The organism is Erythrobacter sp. JB1-4, from assembly GCF_057365025.1.
On the sequence record NZ_CP200292.1, the window covers coordinates 3,078,755 to 3,095,643 of the forward strand.

Annotated in this window: 16 protein-coding genes, 1 tRNA gene and 2 pseudogenes; 16 read left to right on the forward strand and 3 right to left on the reverse strand. The window is 55.9% G+C overall.

Translation table 11 applies throughout. The features are described from left to right. The first annotated feature begins 5 nt into the window (after nt 1–5). The 8 genes and pseudogenes from gap to thiE all read left to right on the forward strand — a co-directional run bounded on the left by gap (nt 6) and on the right by thiE (nt 6,103). Nucleotides 6–1,013, forward strand: a complete 1,008-nt coding sequence (gap, locus tag AC0V61_RS14385; protein ID WP_486158645.1) for a type I glyceraldehyde-3-phosphate dehydrogenase — start codon at nt 6–8, stop codon at nt 1,011–1,013. Between the two features lie 101 nt (nt 1,014–1,114). Next, nucleotides 1,115–2,313 (forward strand): annotated as a pseudogene (locus AC0V61_RS14390) (phosphoglycerate kinase). A 1-nt stretch (nt 2,314) separates the two neighbouring features. Beyond that, complete coding sequence (locus tag AC0V61_RS14395) at nt 2,315–2,743, forward strand: nuclear transport factor 2 family protein (protein ID WP_486158647.1); 429 nt, start codon at nt 2,315–2,317, stop codon at nt 2,741–2,743. Nucleotides 2,744–2,761: 18 nt separating this feature from the next. Further along, a complete protein-coding gene (locus AC0V61_RS14400) occupies nt 2,762–3,220 on the forward strand; it encodes a PaaI family thioesterase (protein WP_486158649.1) in 459 nt (152 codons plus the stop codon). Nucleotides 3,221–3,397: 177 nt separating this feature from the next. After that, nucleotides 3,398–4,288, forward strand: a complete 891-nt coding sequence (locus AC0V61_RS14405; RefSeq protein WP_486158651.1) for a fructose bisphosphate aldolase — start codon at nt 3,398–3,400, stop codon at nt 4,286–4,288. 62 nt (nt 4,289–4,350) lie between these two features. After that, nucleotides 4,351–4,902 (forward strand): hypothetical protein, encoded by a 552-nt coding sequence (locus AC0V61_RS14410; protein WP_486158652.1) that lies wholly within the window; start codon nt 4,351–4,353, stop codon nt 4,900–4,902. 75 nt (nt 4,903–4,977) lie between these two features. Then, on the forward strand, nt 4,978–5,406 hold the full coding sequence (locus AC0V61_RS14415; RefSeq protein WP_486158654.1) for a hypothetical protein: 429 nt from the start codon (nt 4,978–4,980) through the stop codon (nt 5,404–5,406). A gap of 25 nt (nt 5,407–5,431) precedes the next feature. Continuing rightward, nucleotides 5,432–6,103: a thiamine phosphate synthase gene (thiE, locus tag AC0V61_RS14420; RefSeq protein WP_486158656.1), complete on the forward strand. Its 672-nt coding sequence runs from the start codon at nt 5,432–5,434 to the stop codon at nt 6,101–6,103. Between the two features lie 30 nt (nt 6,104–6,133). Here thiE and AC0V61_RS14425 read toward each other — a convergent pair whose 3' ends face one another. After that, the gene (locus AC0V61_RS14425; RefSeq protein WP_486158657.1) at nt 6,134–6,550 is read right to left on the reverse strand and encodes an elongation factor P; all 417 of its coding nucleotides are present in this window, start codon (nt 6,548–6,550) and stop codon (nt 6,134–6,136) included. A gap of 246 nt (nt 6,551–6,796) precedes the next feature. On the opposite strand from AC0V61_RS14425, the gene efp reads away from it, so the two are divergent. From efp to AC0V61_RS14455, 6 genes are all read left to right on the forward strand, one after another. Continuing rightward, on the forward strand, nt 6,797–7,360 hold the full coding sequence (gene efp, locus AC0V61_RS14430; protein WP_486158658.1) for an elongation factor P: 564 nt from the start codon (nt 6,797–6,799) through the stop codon (nt 7,358–7,360). A gap of 6 nt (nt 7,361–7,366) precedes the next feature. Beyond that, complete coding sequence (locus AC0V61_RS14435; protein ID WP_486158659.1) at nt 7,367–8,185, forward strand: inositol monophosphatase family protein; 819 nt, start codon at nt 7,367–7,369, stop codon at nt 8,183–8,185. Nucleotides 8,186–8,230: 45 nt separating this feature from the next. Beyond that, nucleotides 8,231–8,315 (forward strand) — tRNA-Leu (locus AC0V61_RS14440). Between the two features lie 121 nt (nt 8,316–8,436). After that, nucleotides 8,437–9,327: a hypothetical protein gene (locus AC0V61_RS14445; protein WP_486158661.1), complete on the forward strand. Its 891-nt coding sequence runs from the start codon at nt 8,437–8,439 to the stop codon at nt 9,325–9,327. A 104-nt stretch (nt 9,328–9,431) separates the two neighbouring features. Further along, nucleotides 9,432–11,231: an SLC13 family permease gene (locus AC0V61_RS14450; protein ID WP_486158663.1), complete on the forward strand. Its 1,800-nt coding sequence runs from the start codon at nt 9,432–9,434 to the stop codon at nt 11,229–11,231. A 25-nt stretch (nt 11,232–11,256) separates the two neighbouring features. Further along, nucleotides 11,257–11,688: a hypothetical protein gene (locus AC0V61_RS14455; RefSeq protein ID WP_486158664.1), complete on the forward strand. Its 432-nt coding sequence runs from the start codon at nt 11,257–11,259 to the stop codon at nt 11,686–11,688. 318 nt (nt 11,689–12,006) lie between these two features. Here the strand turns inward: AC0V61_RS14455 and AC0V61_RS14460 are convergent, their stop codons facing one another. Both AC0V61_RS14460 and AC0V61_RS14465 read right to left on the reverse strand, forming a co-directional pair. Continuing rightward, a complete protein-coding gene (locus AC0V61_RS14460; RefSeq protein WP_223070791.1) occupies nt 12,007–12,186 on the reverse strand; it encodes a hypothetical protein in 180 nt (59 codons plus the stop codon). 129 nt (nt 12,187–12,315) lie between these two features. After that, a complete protein-coding gene (locus AC0V61_RS14465; protein ID WP_486158666.1) occupies nt 12,316–13,914 on the reverse strand; it encodes an isocitrate lyase in 1,599 nt (532 codons plus the stop codon). Between the two features lie 151 nt (nt 13,915–14,065). Between AC0V61_RS14465 and AC0V61_RS14470 the strand changes: the two genes are divergently transcribed. Further along, complete coding sequence (locus AC0V61_RS14470; RefSeq protein ID WP_486158668.1) at nt 14,066–15,340, forward strand: helix-turn-helix domain-containing protein; 1,275 nt, start codon at nt 14,066–14,068, stop codon at nt 15,338–15,340. A 160-nt stretch (nt 15,341–15,500) separates the two neighbouring features. After that, nucleotides 15,501–16,885 (forward strand): annotated as a pseudogene (locus AC0V61_RS14475) (TIGR03013 family XrtA/PEP-CTERM system glycosyltransferase). Nucleotides 16,886–16,889: the final 4 nt, after the last annotated feature.

Below are 16,889 nucleotides of genomic sequence, written 5' to 3' on the forward strand. Positions count from 1 at the left end.
TCACAATGACGACTAAGGTTGCAATTAACGGTTTTGGCCGCATCGGCCGTCTTGTCGCCCGCGCCATCCTTGAGCGCAGCGATGACGATATGGAGCTGGTCTCGATCAATGATCTGGCCGACACTAAGTCGAACGCTCTCCTCTTCCAATACGACTCAACCCATGGCCGTTTCCCCGGCACGGTTGAGGTCGAAGAAGGCGCGATTGTCGTCAACGGTCACCGCATCGCCGTGACCTCAGAGCGTGATCCGGCCAACCTCCCGCATGGTGAGCAGGGTGTGGATATCGTGCTGGAATGCACAGGCTTTTTCCAAAGCGACGAGGCATGCCGTCCGCATTTGGCCGCTGGCGCAAAGCGCGTTCTGATTTCTGCGCCTGCAAAGGGTGTCTCAGCTACCGTCGTTTACGGCGTGAACCACGATGTTCTGACCGCTGACGATGTGATCGTCTCCAACGCAAGCTGCACCACCAACTGCCTCTCGCCGATTGCGAAAGTGCTGAACGACACCGTTGGGATTGAGCGCGGCTTTATGACCACGGTCCACTCCTACACCAATGATCAGCGTATGCTCGACCAGATGCACGGTGATATGCGCCGTGCACGCGGCGGGGCCCAGAATATGATCCCGACGACGACCGGTGCCGCGCGCGCTGTTGGTCTGGTTCTGCCAGAGCTTGCAGGAAAGCTGGACGGGTCTTCGATCCGTGTGCCTACGCCGAACGTCAGCCTCGTTGACCTCGTGTTCCAACCGGGCCGTGACACGACGGCTGAGGAACTCAACGCTGCTCTTAAAGCGGCGGCTGAAGGTCCGATGAAGGGCGTGCTCGATTTCACCACCGACCCGCTAGTGAGCAGCGACTTCAACCACCACCCGGCAAGCTCGACGGTGGACAGCCTTGAGACTTCCGTCATGGAAGGCAAGCTGGCCCGCGTTGTCAGCTGGTATGACAACGAATGGGGCTTCTCCAACCGCATGATCGACACCGCCAAGGTGATGGCGAAGTTTTTGTAAGGTATTAAAAAGCGTCACCCCGGCGCAGGCCGGGGTCCAGAATGCAACTTAGCGAAAGGTCAGCTGGATTCCGGCCTTCGCCGGAATGACGGATACGAGTGATGGCCAAATTCAAAACGCTTGATGACCTCGGTGATGTAACCGGCAAGGTTGCGCTGGTCCGGGTGGACCTGAACCTTCCGATGAAGGACGGTTCTGCCACAGATCTCACGCGTGCCGAGGCGGTAAAGCCGACCATTCTTGAGCTTAGCGAAAAGGGCGCAAAAGTGCTGCTCCTCGCTCACTTCGGCCGTCCCGGAGGCAAGCGCTCTAGCGTTCTTTCGACCAGCATGGTCGTGGGCGATGTCGAAAAGGTGCTGGGCAAAGAGATCATGTTTATCCCTGAGGTCTCCGGTCCCGTGGTGGAGCAGACACTCGGCATCCTTCAGAGCGGCGACATTGGGCTTCTTGAGAACACCCGTTTTTGGCCGGGTGAAGAGGCAAATGATGCGGACTTCGCCAAGGCCATCGCAGCCCACGGCGATTTCTTTGTGAACGACGCCTTCTCCGCCGCGCACCGCGCCCATGCGACTACCGAGGGGATCACCCATCACCTGCCGAGCTACGCTGGCCGTGCGATGGAAAAGGAGTTGAAGGCTCTCGATACAGCGCTTGGTAATCCGGAAGCTCCCGTGGCCGCAGTTGTTGGCGGAGCCAAGGTTTCGACCAAGCTTGCGGTGCTTGAGAACCTCGTGGGCCGGGTGCAGCATCTCATCATAGGCGGCGGGATGGCGAACACCTTCCTCGCTGCGCGCGGGGTTGATGTGGGCAAGAGCCTTTGCGAGCATGATCTCACCGATACTGCCGCCAAAATCATGGACGAGGCCGACCATGCAGGTTGCACCGTGCACCTTCCCTATGACGTTGCTGTCTCAAAGGAATTTGCAGCGAACCCTGCGAGCCTTCGGATATGCAACGTCCACGAGGTCGGTGAGGATGAGATGATCCTCGACATCGGCCCACAGGCGACCGAGGCGCTTGCTGACGTACTCAAAACCTGCCGCACGCTTGTTTGGAACGGTCCGCTTGGCGCTTTTGAAACCGAGCCATTTGATACCGCGACCATGGCTCTTGCCAATCACGTCGCGGCGCTCACGCTTGAGGATTCGCTGATCAGTGTCGCAGGGGAGGGGACACCGTCGCCGCACTTGCTCAAGCAGGTGTCACCGATGATGTGACCTATATTTCCACCGCTGGCGGCGCGTTTCTTGAGTGGATGGAGGGCAAGGTCCTGCCCGGTGTCGCAGCGCTAGAGGCGTAAGATGAGCCGCATTCAAGCTGAACTGGAGGTCGATGAGACACGGCTAATGCGTGCGTGGATGAGCCGTGATCCCGACGAAGTGCGGGCTGTGGTTTCGCGCGGCTGTTTAATGTTGTTCGGGACGCAGCCGCCAGCTCTTCTTGATCGGCCAAGTTTTCTTGCAGGCTTGGACCGAGGCCTTGTGTGCAAAGGCTTTCGCTTTCATGAAGCAACGGTACGCAAATATGGATCTTGCGCCTGGTACTCGGGTCAGGTGGACCTCGAACTTCAAGTGGGCGCGAGCGATTGGTCCGGAACATTCCTCCTTACCGATCTATGGCGGCGCGGGACGATTAAGCGCAGCTGGCAATTGGCTGAGCGTTCGCTTGCTCCAACAGCGCCAGATACGAAATTGTGCGAAGCGATCCGCGCGCTTCAATTGTGGCGTTGACCTAAAGGAGTTTGGTGCATGACCGAACAGAAAACCGAATATGGCTATGGCAATGCCGTGGAATGCAAAGAGGGCGAATTTGCCGGTTGGTATCACTGGAATCATGACCCGTTTGAGACGCGTTCAGGCCCATTCTTTATGCGGCGCGAGGAGGACGGCACATATTTGAGCGCCTTTCGCGCCGAAGACAAACACATGAACGGGGCAGGCTCCATGCACGGCGGTTGCCTGATGACCTTTGCCGACTTTGCACTGTTCGCAATCGCCACCGATGAGATGGCCGATTCAAACGGCGTCACCATGAACCTCTCCAGCGATTTTCTGGGCGGCGCACAGCCCGGCGCCCTTATGGAAGCGCGCGGCGAGATCACGCGGGGAGGGGGCAAAACCCTCTTTATCCGCGGGCTGATCACCGGCGATGGAAAGCCTGTTTTGAGCTTCACCGGCATCATCCGGAAATTCTCCGGGAAAAGCTGAGCGCGACTAGGCGTAGTCGAGGCGTAACTCTAACCAAAAGGGGTGACGTTGTCATTGGACAGCGCCGCCCTTTTTCTTTGGGTTTATGGCCGTGGTAACGGTTGCGACTTAAGGGCTCTCTGGCTAGAGGCCACGCAAGGCTTACGCATAGGAATGCATACGAGGGAAACTCTTCCGATGAATACCCAAGAAATGACCGCCAAAATCGCCACTGGCGCAGGCTTTATCGCTGCTCTGGATCAGTCGGGCGGCTCAACGCCGAAGGCGCTTCGTGGATACGGCGTGGAAGACAATGAGTGGGATGGCGATGAGCAAATGTTCGCCCAAATCCACAACATGCGGTCCCGTGTGATTACAACGCCTTGCTTTTCTTCTGGCAAAGTCATTGGCGCGATCCTGTTTGAGCGTACAATGGACGGCGAAGTGGACGGCAAGACCACAGCAGATGCGTTGAAAGCGCGCGGCATTGTGCCCTTTATCAAAGTTGACCAAGGCCTCGCGGATGAAGCAGACGGCGTGCAACTGATGAAGCCTCTTGATAAGCTGCCAGCCCTTCTCGAAAAGTCGGTTGGTCACGGCATGTTCGGCACCAAAATGCGTTCGGTCATCAAGTCGGCTAACCCTGACGGTATCGCTGCTATTGTCGCTCAGCAATTCGAGGTCGGAAATCAAATCGCTGATGCGGGCCTAATGCCTATGCTTGAGCCTGAATATGACATCACGTCTGATGATCGCGAGGCAGGTGAGGAAATCCTCTTGGCAGAAATCATGAAGGGCCTCGATGCACTTCCAGAAGGCCGTAAGGTGATGCTCAAGCTCTCAATTCCAGTGAAGCCTGGCCATTACACCCCCGCGATTGAGCATCCCGGAGTGCTTCGCGTGGTGGCCTTGTCGGGTGGCTATTCCACCGATGACGCGTGCGAGCATCTGGCGAAGAACCCAGGCATGATTGCAAGCTTTAGCCGCGGTCTTCTCCAAGACCTTCGCAAAGGCCAGTCCGACGGTGAATTTGATGGGGCTCTGGGTAAAGCAATCGATCAAATCCAAGCGGCTAGCGTTGCGGGTTGACAAATATTGAGGGCGAGGTAAATATTTTTCCGCGCCCATGCAGGATGGGCAGGGGAGTTGCCATGCCTTTCCAAAATGACGAGACTTTCACATTCAGCCCTGAAACTGAAGCTATGCTTCGGAGGCGAGCAAGAACAGCAAGCCTGAGTTCCTATGCGATGGTCTATTTTCAGCCGATTGAAGGTGAAATCTGTCAAGGGATAATGGCAACGAACAATGGCGTCGATTGCTATACCTGGATCACGCCGCGGGCCACTTACAATGGACCTATCGTCAGTCAGCTGAACCAGTGGCAGTCGAACGGTATAAGCGAGCTTAGCAGCCCCCTCATCGTTCCTCATAAAAAGCGTCAGCGTTTGATCGCTGAACAGCTCTTCATCTCATCGGGATTGATCGCTGCTGGTCGCCCACTGCTTAATTGTAAAGCTGAAGATGATAGTGCACGCACCCGGTTCCTTCTTGCTGGACTTTCTGAGCTTCGTCGAAGGGTGCTGCTTGAGGGCCGTCCCCCGGGCGGAGAGCTTAAGAATCTTCAGATTTTGCTTGAAGCGGCGGATTGCCCAGAAGTCGACCGACCAAATGTAGATCGGTCCCGGGCTGGCCGCGCCGCGTAAATATCCTTTAACCAGATACCGACAGGGTTTGGCCTCGAATGGGGGCTACAACTCCTGTGCCGAGTCGGAGTTCGTATGTCAGTTGTTCCACTTCTTAGAGAAGATAAGGCGGCGTCTAGAAATGCGCTGTACCGTGCAAGAAAGCGGTATAAGCTTTCCCTTTCGCAAGCCGCTGTCGCGCTACGATTAAGCCCAACGCAAGTCGAGCGCGATGAGCTCAGGGAGACACCGCATCTCGATATTCGGGACGCGGAGCAAGCGTTTGAAGTCTTTATTGCAACGAATAATTCGGCGAAAGACGGCAAGAATTTGCTGTTCGGCTATATGCCACTGCGGGTTGCAAGAGATGTGTTTGATTTGCCAGTCGAGCTTATTGCTGAAAAATACGGTATGTCGCCAAGTCAGTGGCGAAAAATGGAATGCCACGCGCGGACACTTGAACAGGCACAGATTGACGAAATTGAGAAAGATATAGTGTCCCAGTTTGATGGCCTTTGCCGATAAGCAAATTCATCACTAATGGGGTCCTATGAGTGATACTCCTACACAACTTTACTTGATTTCTCCGCTCGATGTAGGCGGCGACTTTCCCGCGCGGTTAGAGCGAGCGCTTGCTACGGGCGAGGGCCTGGTCACAGCATTCCAGTTCCGGGTGAAAGGGCCTGAAGGTGGAATTGGGGACCAGCACGAGGCGGCGCGCCTGGCGCAGCCCTTGTTAGAGATATGCGCGGCTCACGATGTCGCTTTTGTTGTCAACGACAGTGTGCCGCTCGCAAAGCGCCTTAGTGCCGATGGTGTGCATCTGGGCCAAGACGATGGCGATCCCAAAGAGGCACGCGAAGAGCTTGGCCGCGATGTCCAAATCGGTGTGACTTGCCATGCGAGCATGCATATGGCGATGGAGGCAGGCGAAGCGGGTGCAGACTATGTAGCGTTTGGTGCCTTCTTCGAAAGCACCACCAAAGAGAAAGGCGAAGCCGAGCGCCCCACCACCGAGATGATCGAGCAATGGGTGAAGCTCTTTGAACTGCCGGTGGTGGCAATTGGCGGGATCACACCAGAAAACTGCGGACCTCTCGTTGCGGCAGGGGCAGATTTCCTCGCTGTTTCAGGGGCTGTTTGGAACGGCGATGAGGTTCAGTCTATTCAAAGCTTCAAAGACGCAATGGAAGCTGCTGGTACAGGTTTAGCCAACGGCTAAGCCCTACTGCAGCACGCTTCTGCCCGCCGCCTATTGCCGCCGATCAGCAAGCCTTGTGCAAAGCAGATCAGAGCGCTCACCTTTAGCACCGGTCTTGCGCAACTGGTTTTCGCCGACTCGCTCAAACTGCTGACCGTTTTTGGGCCCGGCTGTAAACGTCAAATTGTCGCCGCGAAGGATATACGTCCCAGTGCCCAGATCGTCGCTGTAGCGCGACGCGGTGCTGATCCGAAAGCCTTCTTGCGCCACCACCTCATAAGCCCTGCCTCCAGCATCGCCGGGCAGCGCGCATTCATACTCGCCATGAGGCATAGTGCTTAGCATTCCGCCAGAGGGGGCTGGCGAATGGTCGGTGTGTTTGGTCTGCCCCGCCTGTGAAAACACAGGACCTGCGGTTGCGACAACCGCTCCAGTGACAGCCAACAGAATGATAAATATTGTTCTCATTATCGGTTTCTCAGTCTGTGTGATCGTGGCTTACAGGTTTTCCCTTATCCTCACCAGCGCATTAACCGTAAATCCTTGTTGCTTGCCTTGATCGGGGCGCGCCTCCTCACTGTGCTTGCCGAAGGTGAGCGGACGGGCTATTGGCGCGGTTTGGTTTAGAGCAGTGTTGCGCGCCTCATCACAAGCGCTGCTGTTCTCACATCTTTTGCCCGTTTATTTGCCCAATTTTTTGAAAGCGTTAGTCCCATGAAGATCAGCGGCGTCGACATCCGCCCCGGTAACATCATCGAGTATGAAAAGGGCATCTGGAAAGTTGCCAAGATCCAGCATACGCAGCCGGGCAAAGGCGGCGCTTATATGCAGGTCGAGATGAAGAACCTGCAAGATGGCCGCAAAACCAACGTGCGCTTCCGCAGTGCTGACACGGTTGAGAAGGTGCGCCTCGATACGCAGGACTATCAGTTCCTCTATGAAGATGGCGACATGCTCGTTTTTATGGACACGGTGAATTACGAGCAGATCAATCTGCCAAACGACCTTCTTGGTGATGCGCGCCCGTTCTTGCAGGACGGCATGCAGGTGATGCTTGAGCTTTGGGAAGAAAAGCCGATCAGCGTCCAATTGCCTCAGCAAATCGAGGCGGAAATCGTTGAAGCCGACGCCGTGGTGAAGGGGCAAACCGCTTCATCCAGCTATAAGCCTGCGGTGCTCGACAACGGTGTTCGCATCATGGTCCCGCCCCACATCGGCAGCGGTACGCGCATCATTGTTGATGTGTATGAGCAAACCTACGTCGGTAAGGCGGGCTAATCACTCATGTCGATGTTTTCAGGCATAGTGCGCGTAATGGAACGCGCCGCGCGTAAAGCGGGCGGGCGTTTGCGCCGTGATTTTGGCGAAGTTGAACACTTGCAGGTGAGCCGCAAGGGCCCTGCGGATTTCGTCTCCAAAGCCGATATGCGCGCTGAGCGTGCGATCTATGACGAGTTGCTTCATGCACGGCCCGATTGGGGTTTTGTCATGGAAGAGGCCGGGATCATTGAAGGCTCGCCAGACAAGCCGCGCTGGATTGTCGATCCGCTTGATGGCACCAGCAACTTCCTCCACGGCATCCCGCATTTCGCGATCAGCATTGCGGTGCAAGAGCCGCGCCTTGATCGGACAGGCTGGGATGAAGTCACCGCTGGCGTCATCTACAACCCGATCAGCGATGAGACCTATTGGGCGGAAAAAACACGCGGAGCTTGGCTCCAAGATGCGCGTCTACGTGTGTCTGCACGGCGGCATCTTTCCGATTCACTTATCGCAACCGGCATCCCGTTTCAGGGGCACGGTGACTTCGCTGAGTGGAGCCGCATTTTCGGCGCTATCGGCCCTGAAGTTGCTGGCATTCGTCGTTTCGGCGCTGCCTCGCTTGATCTTGCTTACCTTGCGCAAGGGCGCTTTGATGGGTTTTGGGAAAGCGGGCTGAATGATTGGGATACGGCTGCGGGATGTTTGCTCGTGCGCGAGGCGGGCGGGTTTGTGTCCGACTTTAAGGGCCGGTCAAACCCCATTCACTCCAAGCAAATTTTGGCAGCCAACGATGCTCTGCATTCCAAATTGCACAAAATTCTAGCGGGAAGCTTGCGATAGAGGCCAAGCCTCGCTAACAGCGCGCTTCTGCTTTTTCGCAGGCGTGCCCCTGTGGTGGAATTGGTAGACGCGTTCGACTCAAAATCGAATTCCTAACGGAGTGCCCGTTCGAGTCGGGCCAGGGGCACCACACTCAGCCAGCATGCTGCGTCCAATCCGCAGCCTTGTAGCTGAGGGTGTATGCGACTTTGTCCCTTTATTCGTAGCGCCTTATGACTCATACTATCCGCTCATGCGTGTTGGGGGGATTTATGGCGAAGAAACTTGGGATCATCACCGTTCATGGAATGGGAAAGACCGAAGGACCGACCTTGTCTGACCGATCGCCAAACCCTGATTTTTATCCCAACCCCCTGTTAAAGTCCCTCAACAGACGTCTGAGCGATGACGAGAGCGCCAAGATTGCTTGGGGACATGTGTTCTATCAGGACATTCTTGAAGAGAATGAGACGCGTTACGCCAACAGGATCAAGCCTCTGACGATATGGGACGGCGTGCGTGAGTTCATGATCCATGGATTTTGCGACGCTGCATCTCTTGAATCTCAAAAGCAGGGCAAAGATAGTCCATATTTCCAAGCCCAGAAAAGGATGCTTGCAGTCTTTCGCCAGGTCTTCGCCGAGCTGGAGCCCGATGCCCCTTTGTTCATTATCGCTCAGTCTTTGGGCGGGCAGGTGACCTCTAATTTCCTTTGGGATGCTGGCAATTGTATCCGCCAAGCAGGCAAGCCTTCCACACCGCCTGATGGTATCTGGAGCGATCCGCCCGCGATGGCTTCTGATGAAGAGGAGTTTGCGCGCGGTGGCAGTCTAAAGCGTATATTTACAACCGGTTGCAACATCCCGCTGTTCATTGCCGGGCGCGAGGAGGCCGAGATCAAACCGATTAAGCCCAAGCTGCCTGACTTCGACTGGCTCAACTTTTACGACAAGGCCGATTTTTTGGGATACCCATTGGCACCTTTAAGCGGTGTTCAGCCCGGAGAAGACTGGAAGAGTTACGCTCAATTGGTCAAAGATCATCCAATTCGTGCGGGGCTCTTTGGAGGGTTTAGCCCTACAAGCCATACAAAATATTGGACAGACGGGAGTTTTCTTGCCCCCCTCGTGGAGGAGATCCGGCGCGAGTTGCAATCCGCTTGAATACTTCTCTGGCACCCAATTATGCAGGTCCGATTTTTGCCAGCTTGATCAAAACACTTGCCATGTCACTCACAAATTGAGACATCTGCGCGCACACGCTGATTATGATCGACGCCCCCTCCTATCACGCTATCGCCGCAATGGCTGTTACGGTCTTGATGTTTATCGAGTTCGTACGCGGGCGCCTGTCGATTGAGATCGTTTCTTTGCTCACCATCGCCGTGATTGCGGTAGGGCTGTATTTCTTCCCGCTCCCCGATAACCGGCCGATTGATGGGCTTGCGCTCGCCTTTGGAGGGTTTGGGCATTACGCGCTCATCACCATTTGCGCGCTGATGATCATGGGCCGGGGATTGGTTGTCACCGGGGCCTTGGAGCCTGCGGCGCGCGTTCTTGAGCGGCTTTTTAAATTCAACCTGCAAATCGGCCTGCTGATATCGCTGGTGATTGCGCTGGTGCTTTCGATGTTCGTCAACAACACGCCGGTGTTGGTGTTGATGATCCCGATCTTCGCAGCGCTCGCGGCCAAGGGCGCATTGCCCACCTCAAAGACACTCATGCCTCTGAACGCGGCAAGCCTGATCGGCGGGCTTGCCACCACTGTGGGCACCTCGACCAACATCCTTGTGGTTTCCATCGCGGTGGACCTTGGGATGCGAGAGATTGGCGTCTTTGACTTCACGCCGATTGTGCTGGGCGCTGCGCTGATTGCGCTGCCTTATATGTGGCTGGTTATGCCGCGCCTGCTTAAAGACAATAGCGTTGAAGCAGCCGCAGGGGCCCGCATGTTCCACACCCGGCTAAGGGTTGGAAACGATTCCCTTCTCACCGGAAAAGAGCTCTCAGAGGTTGAAGAAAAGCTCCCATCCGGCATCACATTTCACGGCAATCTCACCGGCCCGTTTCAGCCGCAACAGCGCGTCCACATCTCTGGCACGCACGAGGCTTTGGAAGACGCAACGCGCAAGCTTCGCGGTGAGTTAGCGCCCACTTGGGTGCTTGACCGGATTAAGCGCACGGCCTCGGCCAAGCGCCTTGATCAGATGGTGGTCGAGATGACAGTGACGGCGGATTCGCGCCTGATCACAAGGACGCTGCCATCCTCCGGCATCGCTGACCTGTACGGGGTGGCGGTGCTGGGCATCCACAGGCCCGACCGCCTGCTTGGTGAGCGCGATCAATATTCCGATGGCGGCGATTTGCGTATCGTTGAAGGCGACGTGCTGCTGGTGATGGGGATTGAGCCTGATTTGCAAGAGTTCGCCCGCGCCGATGCGTTGTTGATGCTTGAGGGCGCGCGTGAGCTTCCTCGCCGGTCGAAGGCACTGCTTTCAACGGGCATCATGGGCTTTTCTGTTGTGATGGCGGCCTTGGGCATCCTGCCAATCGCGATCAGCGCTCTTGTCGGCGCGATCCTGATGTTTGTGACGGGCTGTGTGAAGTTTGACCGAGTGGGAAGGGCGCTTTCAGGCCAAGTCATCGTGCTTGTGGCCGCGTCTATCACCATAGGCCGCTTTATCGACGAAAGCGGTGCAGCAGCGTGGCTGGGTGAGAGTTTGTCGCTGGGCCTTGTGTATTTGCCGCCTGCGTTGGTTCTCGCTGCGATCATGGCTTTTGTGACAGTGCTCACCAATTTTGCGTCCAACGCGACCGCCGCGACGGTGGGGACGCCAATCGCGTTTAGCATTGCTGCAACGCTGGGGCTTCCGCCAGAGCCGCTGGTGCTCGCTGTGCTGTTCGGCTGCAATTTGTGTTACGCGACGCCGATTGCCTATCAAACCAACATGCTGATTATGGCAGAGGGCAAATATGAGTTTGCCGACTACATCCGCACAGGCGTGCCTTTGGTGGTGATAATGGTGATGGCGCTCTCTGTGCTGTTGGTGATGAGCTATGGGCTTTAGGGCCTGCTGAAACAGCGTAGATTGAATGGACTTCGTACTCTACGATTACCCAAAGCCCAAAAGCCTCTTCGGGTTGTTGGTTTTTGGCGGCATTATGGCCTACGCTGCTTTCGAGTTCATCACGACGGGCACCTTGGATGTCGATAGGGGCACACAGGGTCGCCTTGGGGGCACATTCGGGGCCCTGTATGTAATTTCAGGGCTTGGGATCGCTTTCATACTGATCACAGACGGTGAAAGCGTCCGGGACTTTCTCTTCAACAACAACAAAATTGAGCTGACCAACGAGGCTGTCAGGATAAAGGGTATGACGTTCCTATATGACCAGATCATAAAGGTTGAGGCCACGCATCGGTTTTTGCTTATTGCTACTACCGCAGGCGAAGAGCGATTTAGACTCAATTGCGCGGATGAAGTTCACGCTAAGATGCAAGCCCAGTTGGATGCACGAGCCTAACTGAGAAACCGGTTTGTAGCGGTCCAACATTTTCCTACACGAGCGCAATCTGCGATGAGGAAAAAATGTTGTCCGCTTCATCTCTCATCTCATTGAATTTCGCGATTAATCAGCCCTCTGGTAATCGATCAAATTTTCGCCTCTGGACAGTGTGCCAAGTGTGCCAAACTTCCCACAGAAAAGGAGGTGCGCAGACTTAGTAAAACCCATGCACAAACAGTTACGGCCACCGAAACAGGCGCGAACCTGCATCGATGGCCGTGTTCTCCTCCCCAGGAGAATTCTGTGATGGAGAGCCGGTTGGCTCCGCCGAGAACTTTAGCTTGGTACGTAAGTGCCCAGCCGGTGGTGCAGGGCGTTGATCTTAGCCAGTTCCTCGCGGTCTTCGGTCCCACGGGCATGGCTCTCAAGCGCGCGGCGCAGGAGTTTCATGTCAGCAGTTGAAAGAAGCGCGCGGGCGCGGGCTGGTTCAGTTTTAGGGGTATCTGTGTCGCTCATCGTGTCTCTCTTCCCAAGGTCCAAAACGGATCGGATGATGAGTTAAGCTAATGACGTGTTGGTTCGGTTCCCGCAAGGTCAGTCTTTGCCGACCTTGCGGGTCCCCTCTCCACCTCGTCAGATGACCAGTTAAGCCGCAGCGAACTGGTTCATCGTGTTGTCTTTGCCGCCTGCTTTGAGGGCTGCTTCACCGGCGAAGTACTCCTTGTGGTCATCGCCAATGTCAGAGCCAGCCATGTTCTGGTGCTTGACGCAGGCAATACTCTGGCGGATCTCTTCGCGCTGTACGTTCTTAACGTAGCCAAGCATCGCTTGCTCACCGAAATACTCTTTGGCGAGGTTGTCGGTGCTGAGCGCAGCGGTGTGATAGGTCGGCAGAGTGATGAGGTGGTGGAAGATACCAGCACGTTTCGCGGCGTCCGCTTGGAAGGTGCGGATCTTCTCATCGGCCTCGATAGCGAGGTCGGTCGCGTCGTAGTCAATGCTCATCAAACGGTCACGCTCGTATGCGGAGACGTCTTTGCCCGCTTCTTCCCAAGCGTCAAACACTTGCTGACGGAAGTTGAGGGTCCAGTTGAACGAAGGCGAGTTGTTGTAAACCAGCTTTGCGTTCGGGACGACTTCGCGAACACGGTCCACCATGCCGGCGATCTGCTCAACGTGGGGCTTCTCGGTTTCGATCCACAGGAGGTCAGCGCCATTCTGAAGCGAGGTTATGCAGTCAAGGACGCAACGATCTTCGCCGGTGCCAGCACGGAACTGATACAGGTTCGATGGAAGACGCTTTGGAGCCAGAAGCTTTCCATCGCGGCTGATGAAAACCTGACCGTTGGTGATGTTGGCTGGGTCAACTTCATCGCAGTCGAGGAAGGCATTGTACTGGTCGCCAAGGTCGCCGGGCTCTTTGCTGAACGCGATTTGCTTGGTGAGGCCAGCGCCGAGCGAGTCGGTGCGGGCAACGATCACGCCGTCTTCAACACCCATCTCAAGGAAGGCGTGGCGGCAAGCGCGGATCTTCTGCAAGAAATCTTCGTGAGGAACAGTCACTTTGCCGTCCTGGTGACCACATTGCTTCTCGTCAGAAACCTGGTTCTCGATTTGGAGCGCACACGCGCCTGCCTCGATCATCTTCTTGGCGAGGAGGTAGGTCGCCTCGGCGTTACCAAAGCCTGCGTCGATATCGGCGATGATCGGAACAACGTGCGTTTCGTAATTGTCGATGTCATTCTGGATTTGCTTGGCTTTCACCTCATCACCAGCATCGCGTGCCGCGTCGAGTTCGCGGAACATACCGCCGAGTTCGCGGGCGTCCGCTTGCTTAAGGAAGGTGTAAAGCTCTTCGATCAACGCAGGAACGGAGGTTTTCTCGTGCATGGATTGGTCGGGAAGGGGACCAAACTCGCTACGGAGCGCGGCGACCATCCAGCCGGAAAGGTAGAGGTAGCGCTGTTTGGTTGTGCCGAAGTGTTTCTTGATCGAAATCATCTTTTGCTGAGCGATAAACCCGTGCCAGCAGCCCAGCGACTGGGTGTAGTGGCTGGTGTCATTGTCATAGGCTTCCATATCGGCGCGCATGATCTTTGCGGTGTATTTCGCAATGTCGAGGCCGGTGGGGAAGCGGTTTTGGATCGCCATGCGAGCGGTCGCTTCTGGATCAATCGCGCTCCAGCTTGGGCCAGCGGCGTTGATCGTGTTGCTCATTTGCGAGATGGTGTTTTGATAAGTCATCGGGGCACCTTGTTCTTAGGAGAGGAGGTATGCCCTCTCTCTTGCCATGGTGCAGCGCAGCGCGACAGGAAAAGTTACAGACTTTATTGTCACTATCCGTGGTAAAGCGCCCGCTCTTGTGTAATGTTGTAAACATATTTACAATGAGTGCATGTCTGAATCATCTCTCCTTGCAGGACCTTCGCTGCGCCGGCTCCGGAAGCGGGAAGGCCTGACCCAGGCGTCTATGGCGGCGTCTCTCGGCATTTCGCCCAGTTACCTCAACCTAATCGAACGCAATCAGCGCCCTCTTTCCGCGCGCGTTCTTGTACAAGTGATCGAGCGGTTTGATTTTGACCCCCGCGATATTCGCGAGGATGAAGCGATTGGCGGCATCGATGGCCTTGCCCGCCGCATGGCTGATAAACGCTTTGCAGACCTCAATATCGATCGCGAGGAATTGCAGGAATTCCTCTCTGCCGCCCCTCAGGCAGCAGCAGCCTTCGCGAGGCTATACGACAATTCGCATCCCGATGACGCTCGGACAGATGACCCGCGTGATGAGGCAAGGCGAGCGGTTGAGCGATGGCAGAACCATTTTGCCGATCTCGACTATGCGGCCGAAGGCCTTGCCGACGAGCTGCGTTTGTCGCGCGGCGATATCAGCGCAGCATTGATCGAACGCCTGAGGGAAAAGCACCGCCTGACAGTGCGTGTTCTGCCCGCTGATGTGGTCCCCGGTCTCGTACACCGCCTCGATCTCCACGCGCGCCAACTTCAAGTCTCAGAGATGCTTGGCGGGGCCGCGCGGCGTTTCCAAATCGCGCGCCAGATCGCAAGTTTGGAGCAACGCGATGCGATTGCAACATTGGTTGAGGGAGCCAAACTCTCATCGCCTGAAGCGCGCGAGATATTGCGCGAACATGTCACTGATTATGTTGCCCAAGCCCTTTTGCTTCCCTATCGCAGGTTCCTGCGCGCGTGTGAGCAGACGGGATATGACCTTTCTATCTTAGCGCGGCGCTTCTCGGTTAGCTTTGATCAACTCGCGCAGCGCCTAACAACCTTGCAGCGGGTAGGTGAGCGAGGCCTTCCTTTTTATTGTGCGCATTTTGACCGTGCAGGAGAGCTGTTGCACTTCACCGCTGGTGCAAGCGGGGCGATTTACCCGCTTGAGGGGATACGCCGACCACAGTGGGTGCCCTATGCCACTTTTGAGCGCAGGGGCGCGTTATTGACGCAGTCTGTCACCTACTCCGAAGGGGAGGCGACCCCGCGCCATTGGTTCAACCTTGCACGCACAATCGAGGATGATGGTGTCGCCTTCTACTCACGGCGCGCGATTGTTTTGGGCCTCGAGGCGCGCTTTTCGGAGAGCCTGATCCAATCACAAGGCATCTCGCTTGGTCCATTGAACGCCGTGGCGGACCTTGCGGCGGGGGCGTAGTTTCCAGCTGGCTGAAGTTGATCCGCTTACCGTCACGTTAACCTCGCAAACGTCGGCAAGGCGGGGGATTACAAAGGCATTGTAAAGTTTACCGACACTTAAACTCTCGTGCGTAAAGAGGGCTTGTTAGGAACCTCTACGGCTAAGGCTCACGCGCGAAATGATCCGTCTATTCAAGCACTACATTCCACATGCGGTCATGCTTCTTGGCATGCTGGATTTTGCGCTTTTGGTGATCGCAAGCGAAACGGCATGGCTCCTGCGCGCTAATCAGATTGGCATGGATCCAGGGCCTATAGAGGGCCGGTGGATACCGCTGATTGGTTCTGCATCTGTTGTGTGGTTGGCGATGATTGCGGTTGGAGTGTACGGGCCGCATTCACTTCTTAGCCTACGCTTCGCAAGCGCGCGGCTTTTGGTCGCGATCAGCCTTGGGATTATCGCCCTTGCTACGATCGATTGGATATTGCCGGGTGAGACGTTTTGGCGTTCGACCTTGCTGTATGCGATGGGGCTTTCGATCCTCGTGCTCGTCGCAGATCGTCTGCTGCTTAACAGTTTCCTTGGTTCATCAGCGTTTCGTCGCCGGGTTATGGTGCTTGGGGCAGGGGGCGTGCACAGCGCCTTCGTGAGTTGGGCGAACGCGCTGAGAGCGGCTTTGCCATAGTATCCTACATTTCGATGGGCGAACCTGAACGCCTCGTTGAAGAAGCGATTGCGCGTGATGCTATCCATGACCTTGGACGCTTTGTCGAAAATCTTGGCGTTAGCGAGGTGGTGTTGGCGCTTGAAGAGCGCCGCAATTCGCTTCCCTTGACTGACCTTTTGCGGATCAAAACCAAGGGGGTGCACGTCAACGATTTCTCGAGCTTTATCGAGCGCGAGACCGGCCGTGTTGATCTTGATACGGTCAATCCCAGTTGGTTGATATTCTCCGACGGGTTCTCAAGCGGGCGTATGCTGTCTGGTGCGTTGAAGCGCGTGTTTGACATTGTCGCAAGCTTGATCCTGCTGCTTTTGACGTTCCCGATTATCGCTCTGTTTGCCCTCATCGTAAAGCTCGACAGCAAAGGCCCTGCGTTCTTCCGGCAAAAGCGTGTCGGCCTGTTTGGTGAGACTTTCTACCTCGTCAAATTGCGAAGCATGCGCACGGACGCCGAGAAGGATGGAGCAAAGTGGGCATCAGAAAACGATGACCGCATCACCCGTGTGGGCCGCTTCATCCGCAAAGTGCGTATTGATGAGCTTCCTCAGACGTGGAGCGTTTTGAAAGGTGAAATGAGCTTTGTCGGCCCGCGCCCAGAAGTGCCTGCATTTGTCGATGATCTTCAAGAGGAAATCCGTTTCTACGGTGAGCGCCACATGGTCAAACCGGGCATTACAGGATGGGCGCAGATCAACTATCCTTATGGCGCCTCGATTGAGGACAGCCGCAAGAAGCTTGAGTACGACCTGTATTACGCCAAAAACTACACGCCTTTCCTTGATTTTGTGATCCTGCTTCAGACGGTTCGCGTCGTTCTGTGGCCTGAAGGGGCGCGCTGATCAC

Coding starts and splice junctions, on each gene's coding strand:
- AC0V61_RS14445 (WP_486158661.1), top strand. CDS start 8,437: ATGGCGAAGAAACTTGGGATCATCACCGTTCATGGAATGGGAAAGACC.
- gap (WP_486158645.1), top strand. CDS start 6: ATGACGACTAAGGTTGCAATTAACGGTTTTGGCCGCATCGGCCGTCTT.
- AC0V61_RS14470 (WP_486158668.1), top strand. CDS start 14,066: ATGTCTGAATCATCTCTCCTTGCAGGACCTTCGCTGCGCCGGCTCCGG.
- AC0V61_RS14450 (WP_486158663.1), top strand. CDS start 9,432: ATGATCGACGCCCCCTCCTATCACGCTATCGCCGCAATGGCTGTTACG.
- AC0V61_RS14415 (WP_486158654.1), top strand. CDS start 4,978: ATGTCAGTTGTTCCACTTCTTAGAGAAGATAAGGCGGCGTCTAGAAAT.
- AC0V61_RS14405 (WP_486158651.1), top strand. CDS start 3,398: ATGAATACCCAAGAAATGACCGCCAAAATCGCCACTGGCGCAGGCTTT.
- AC0V61_RS14460 (WP_223070791.1), bottom strand. CDS start 12,186: ATGAGCGACACAGATACCCCTAAAACTGAACCAGCCCGCGCCCGCGCG.
- thiE (WP_486158656.1), top strand. CDS start 5,432: ATGAGTGATACTCCTACACAACTTTACTTGATTTCTCCGCTCGATGTA.
- AC0V61_RS14435 (WP_486158659.1), top strand. CDS start 7,367: ATGTCGATGTTTTCAGGCATAGTGCGCGTAATGGAACGCGCCGCGCGT.
- AC0V61_RS14455 (WP_486158664.1), top strand. CDS start 11,257: ATGGACTTCGTACTCTACGATTACCCAAAGCCCAAAAGCCTCTTCGGG.
- AC0V61_RS14400 (WP_486158649.1), top strand. CDS start 2,762: ATGACCGAACAGAAAACCGAATATGGCTATGGCAATGCCGTGGAATGC.
- AC0V61_RS14395 (WP_486158647.1), top strand. CDS start 2,315: ATGAGCCGCATTCAAGCTGAACTGGAGGTCGATGAGACACGGCTAATG.
- AC0V61_RS14425 (WP_486158657.1), bottom strand. CDS start 6,550: ATGAGAACAATATTTATCATTCTGTTGGCTGTCACTGGAGCGGTTGTC.
- AC0V61_RS14465 (WP_486158666.1), bottom strand. CDS start 13,914: ATGACTTATCAAAACACCATCTCGCAAATGAGCAACACGATCAACGCC.
- efp (WP_486158658.1), top strand. CDS start 6,797: ATGAAGATCAGCGGCGTCGACATCCGCCCCGGTAACATCATCGAGTAT.
- AC0V61_RS14410 (WP_486158652.1), top strand. CDS start 4,351: ATGCCTTTCCAAAATGACGAGACTTTCACATTCAGCCCTGAAACTGAA.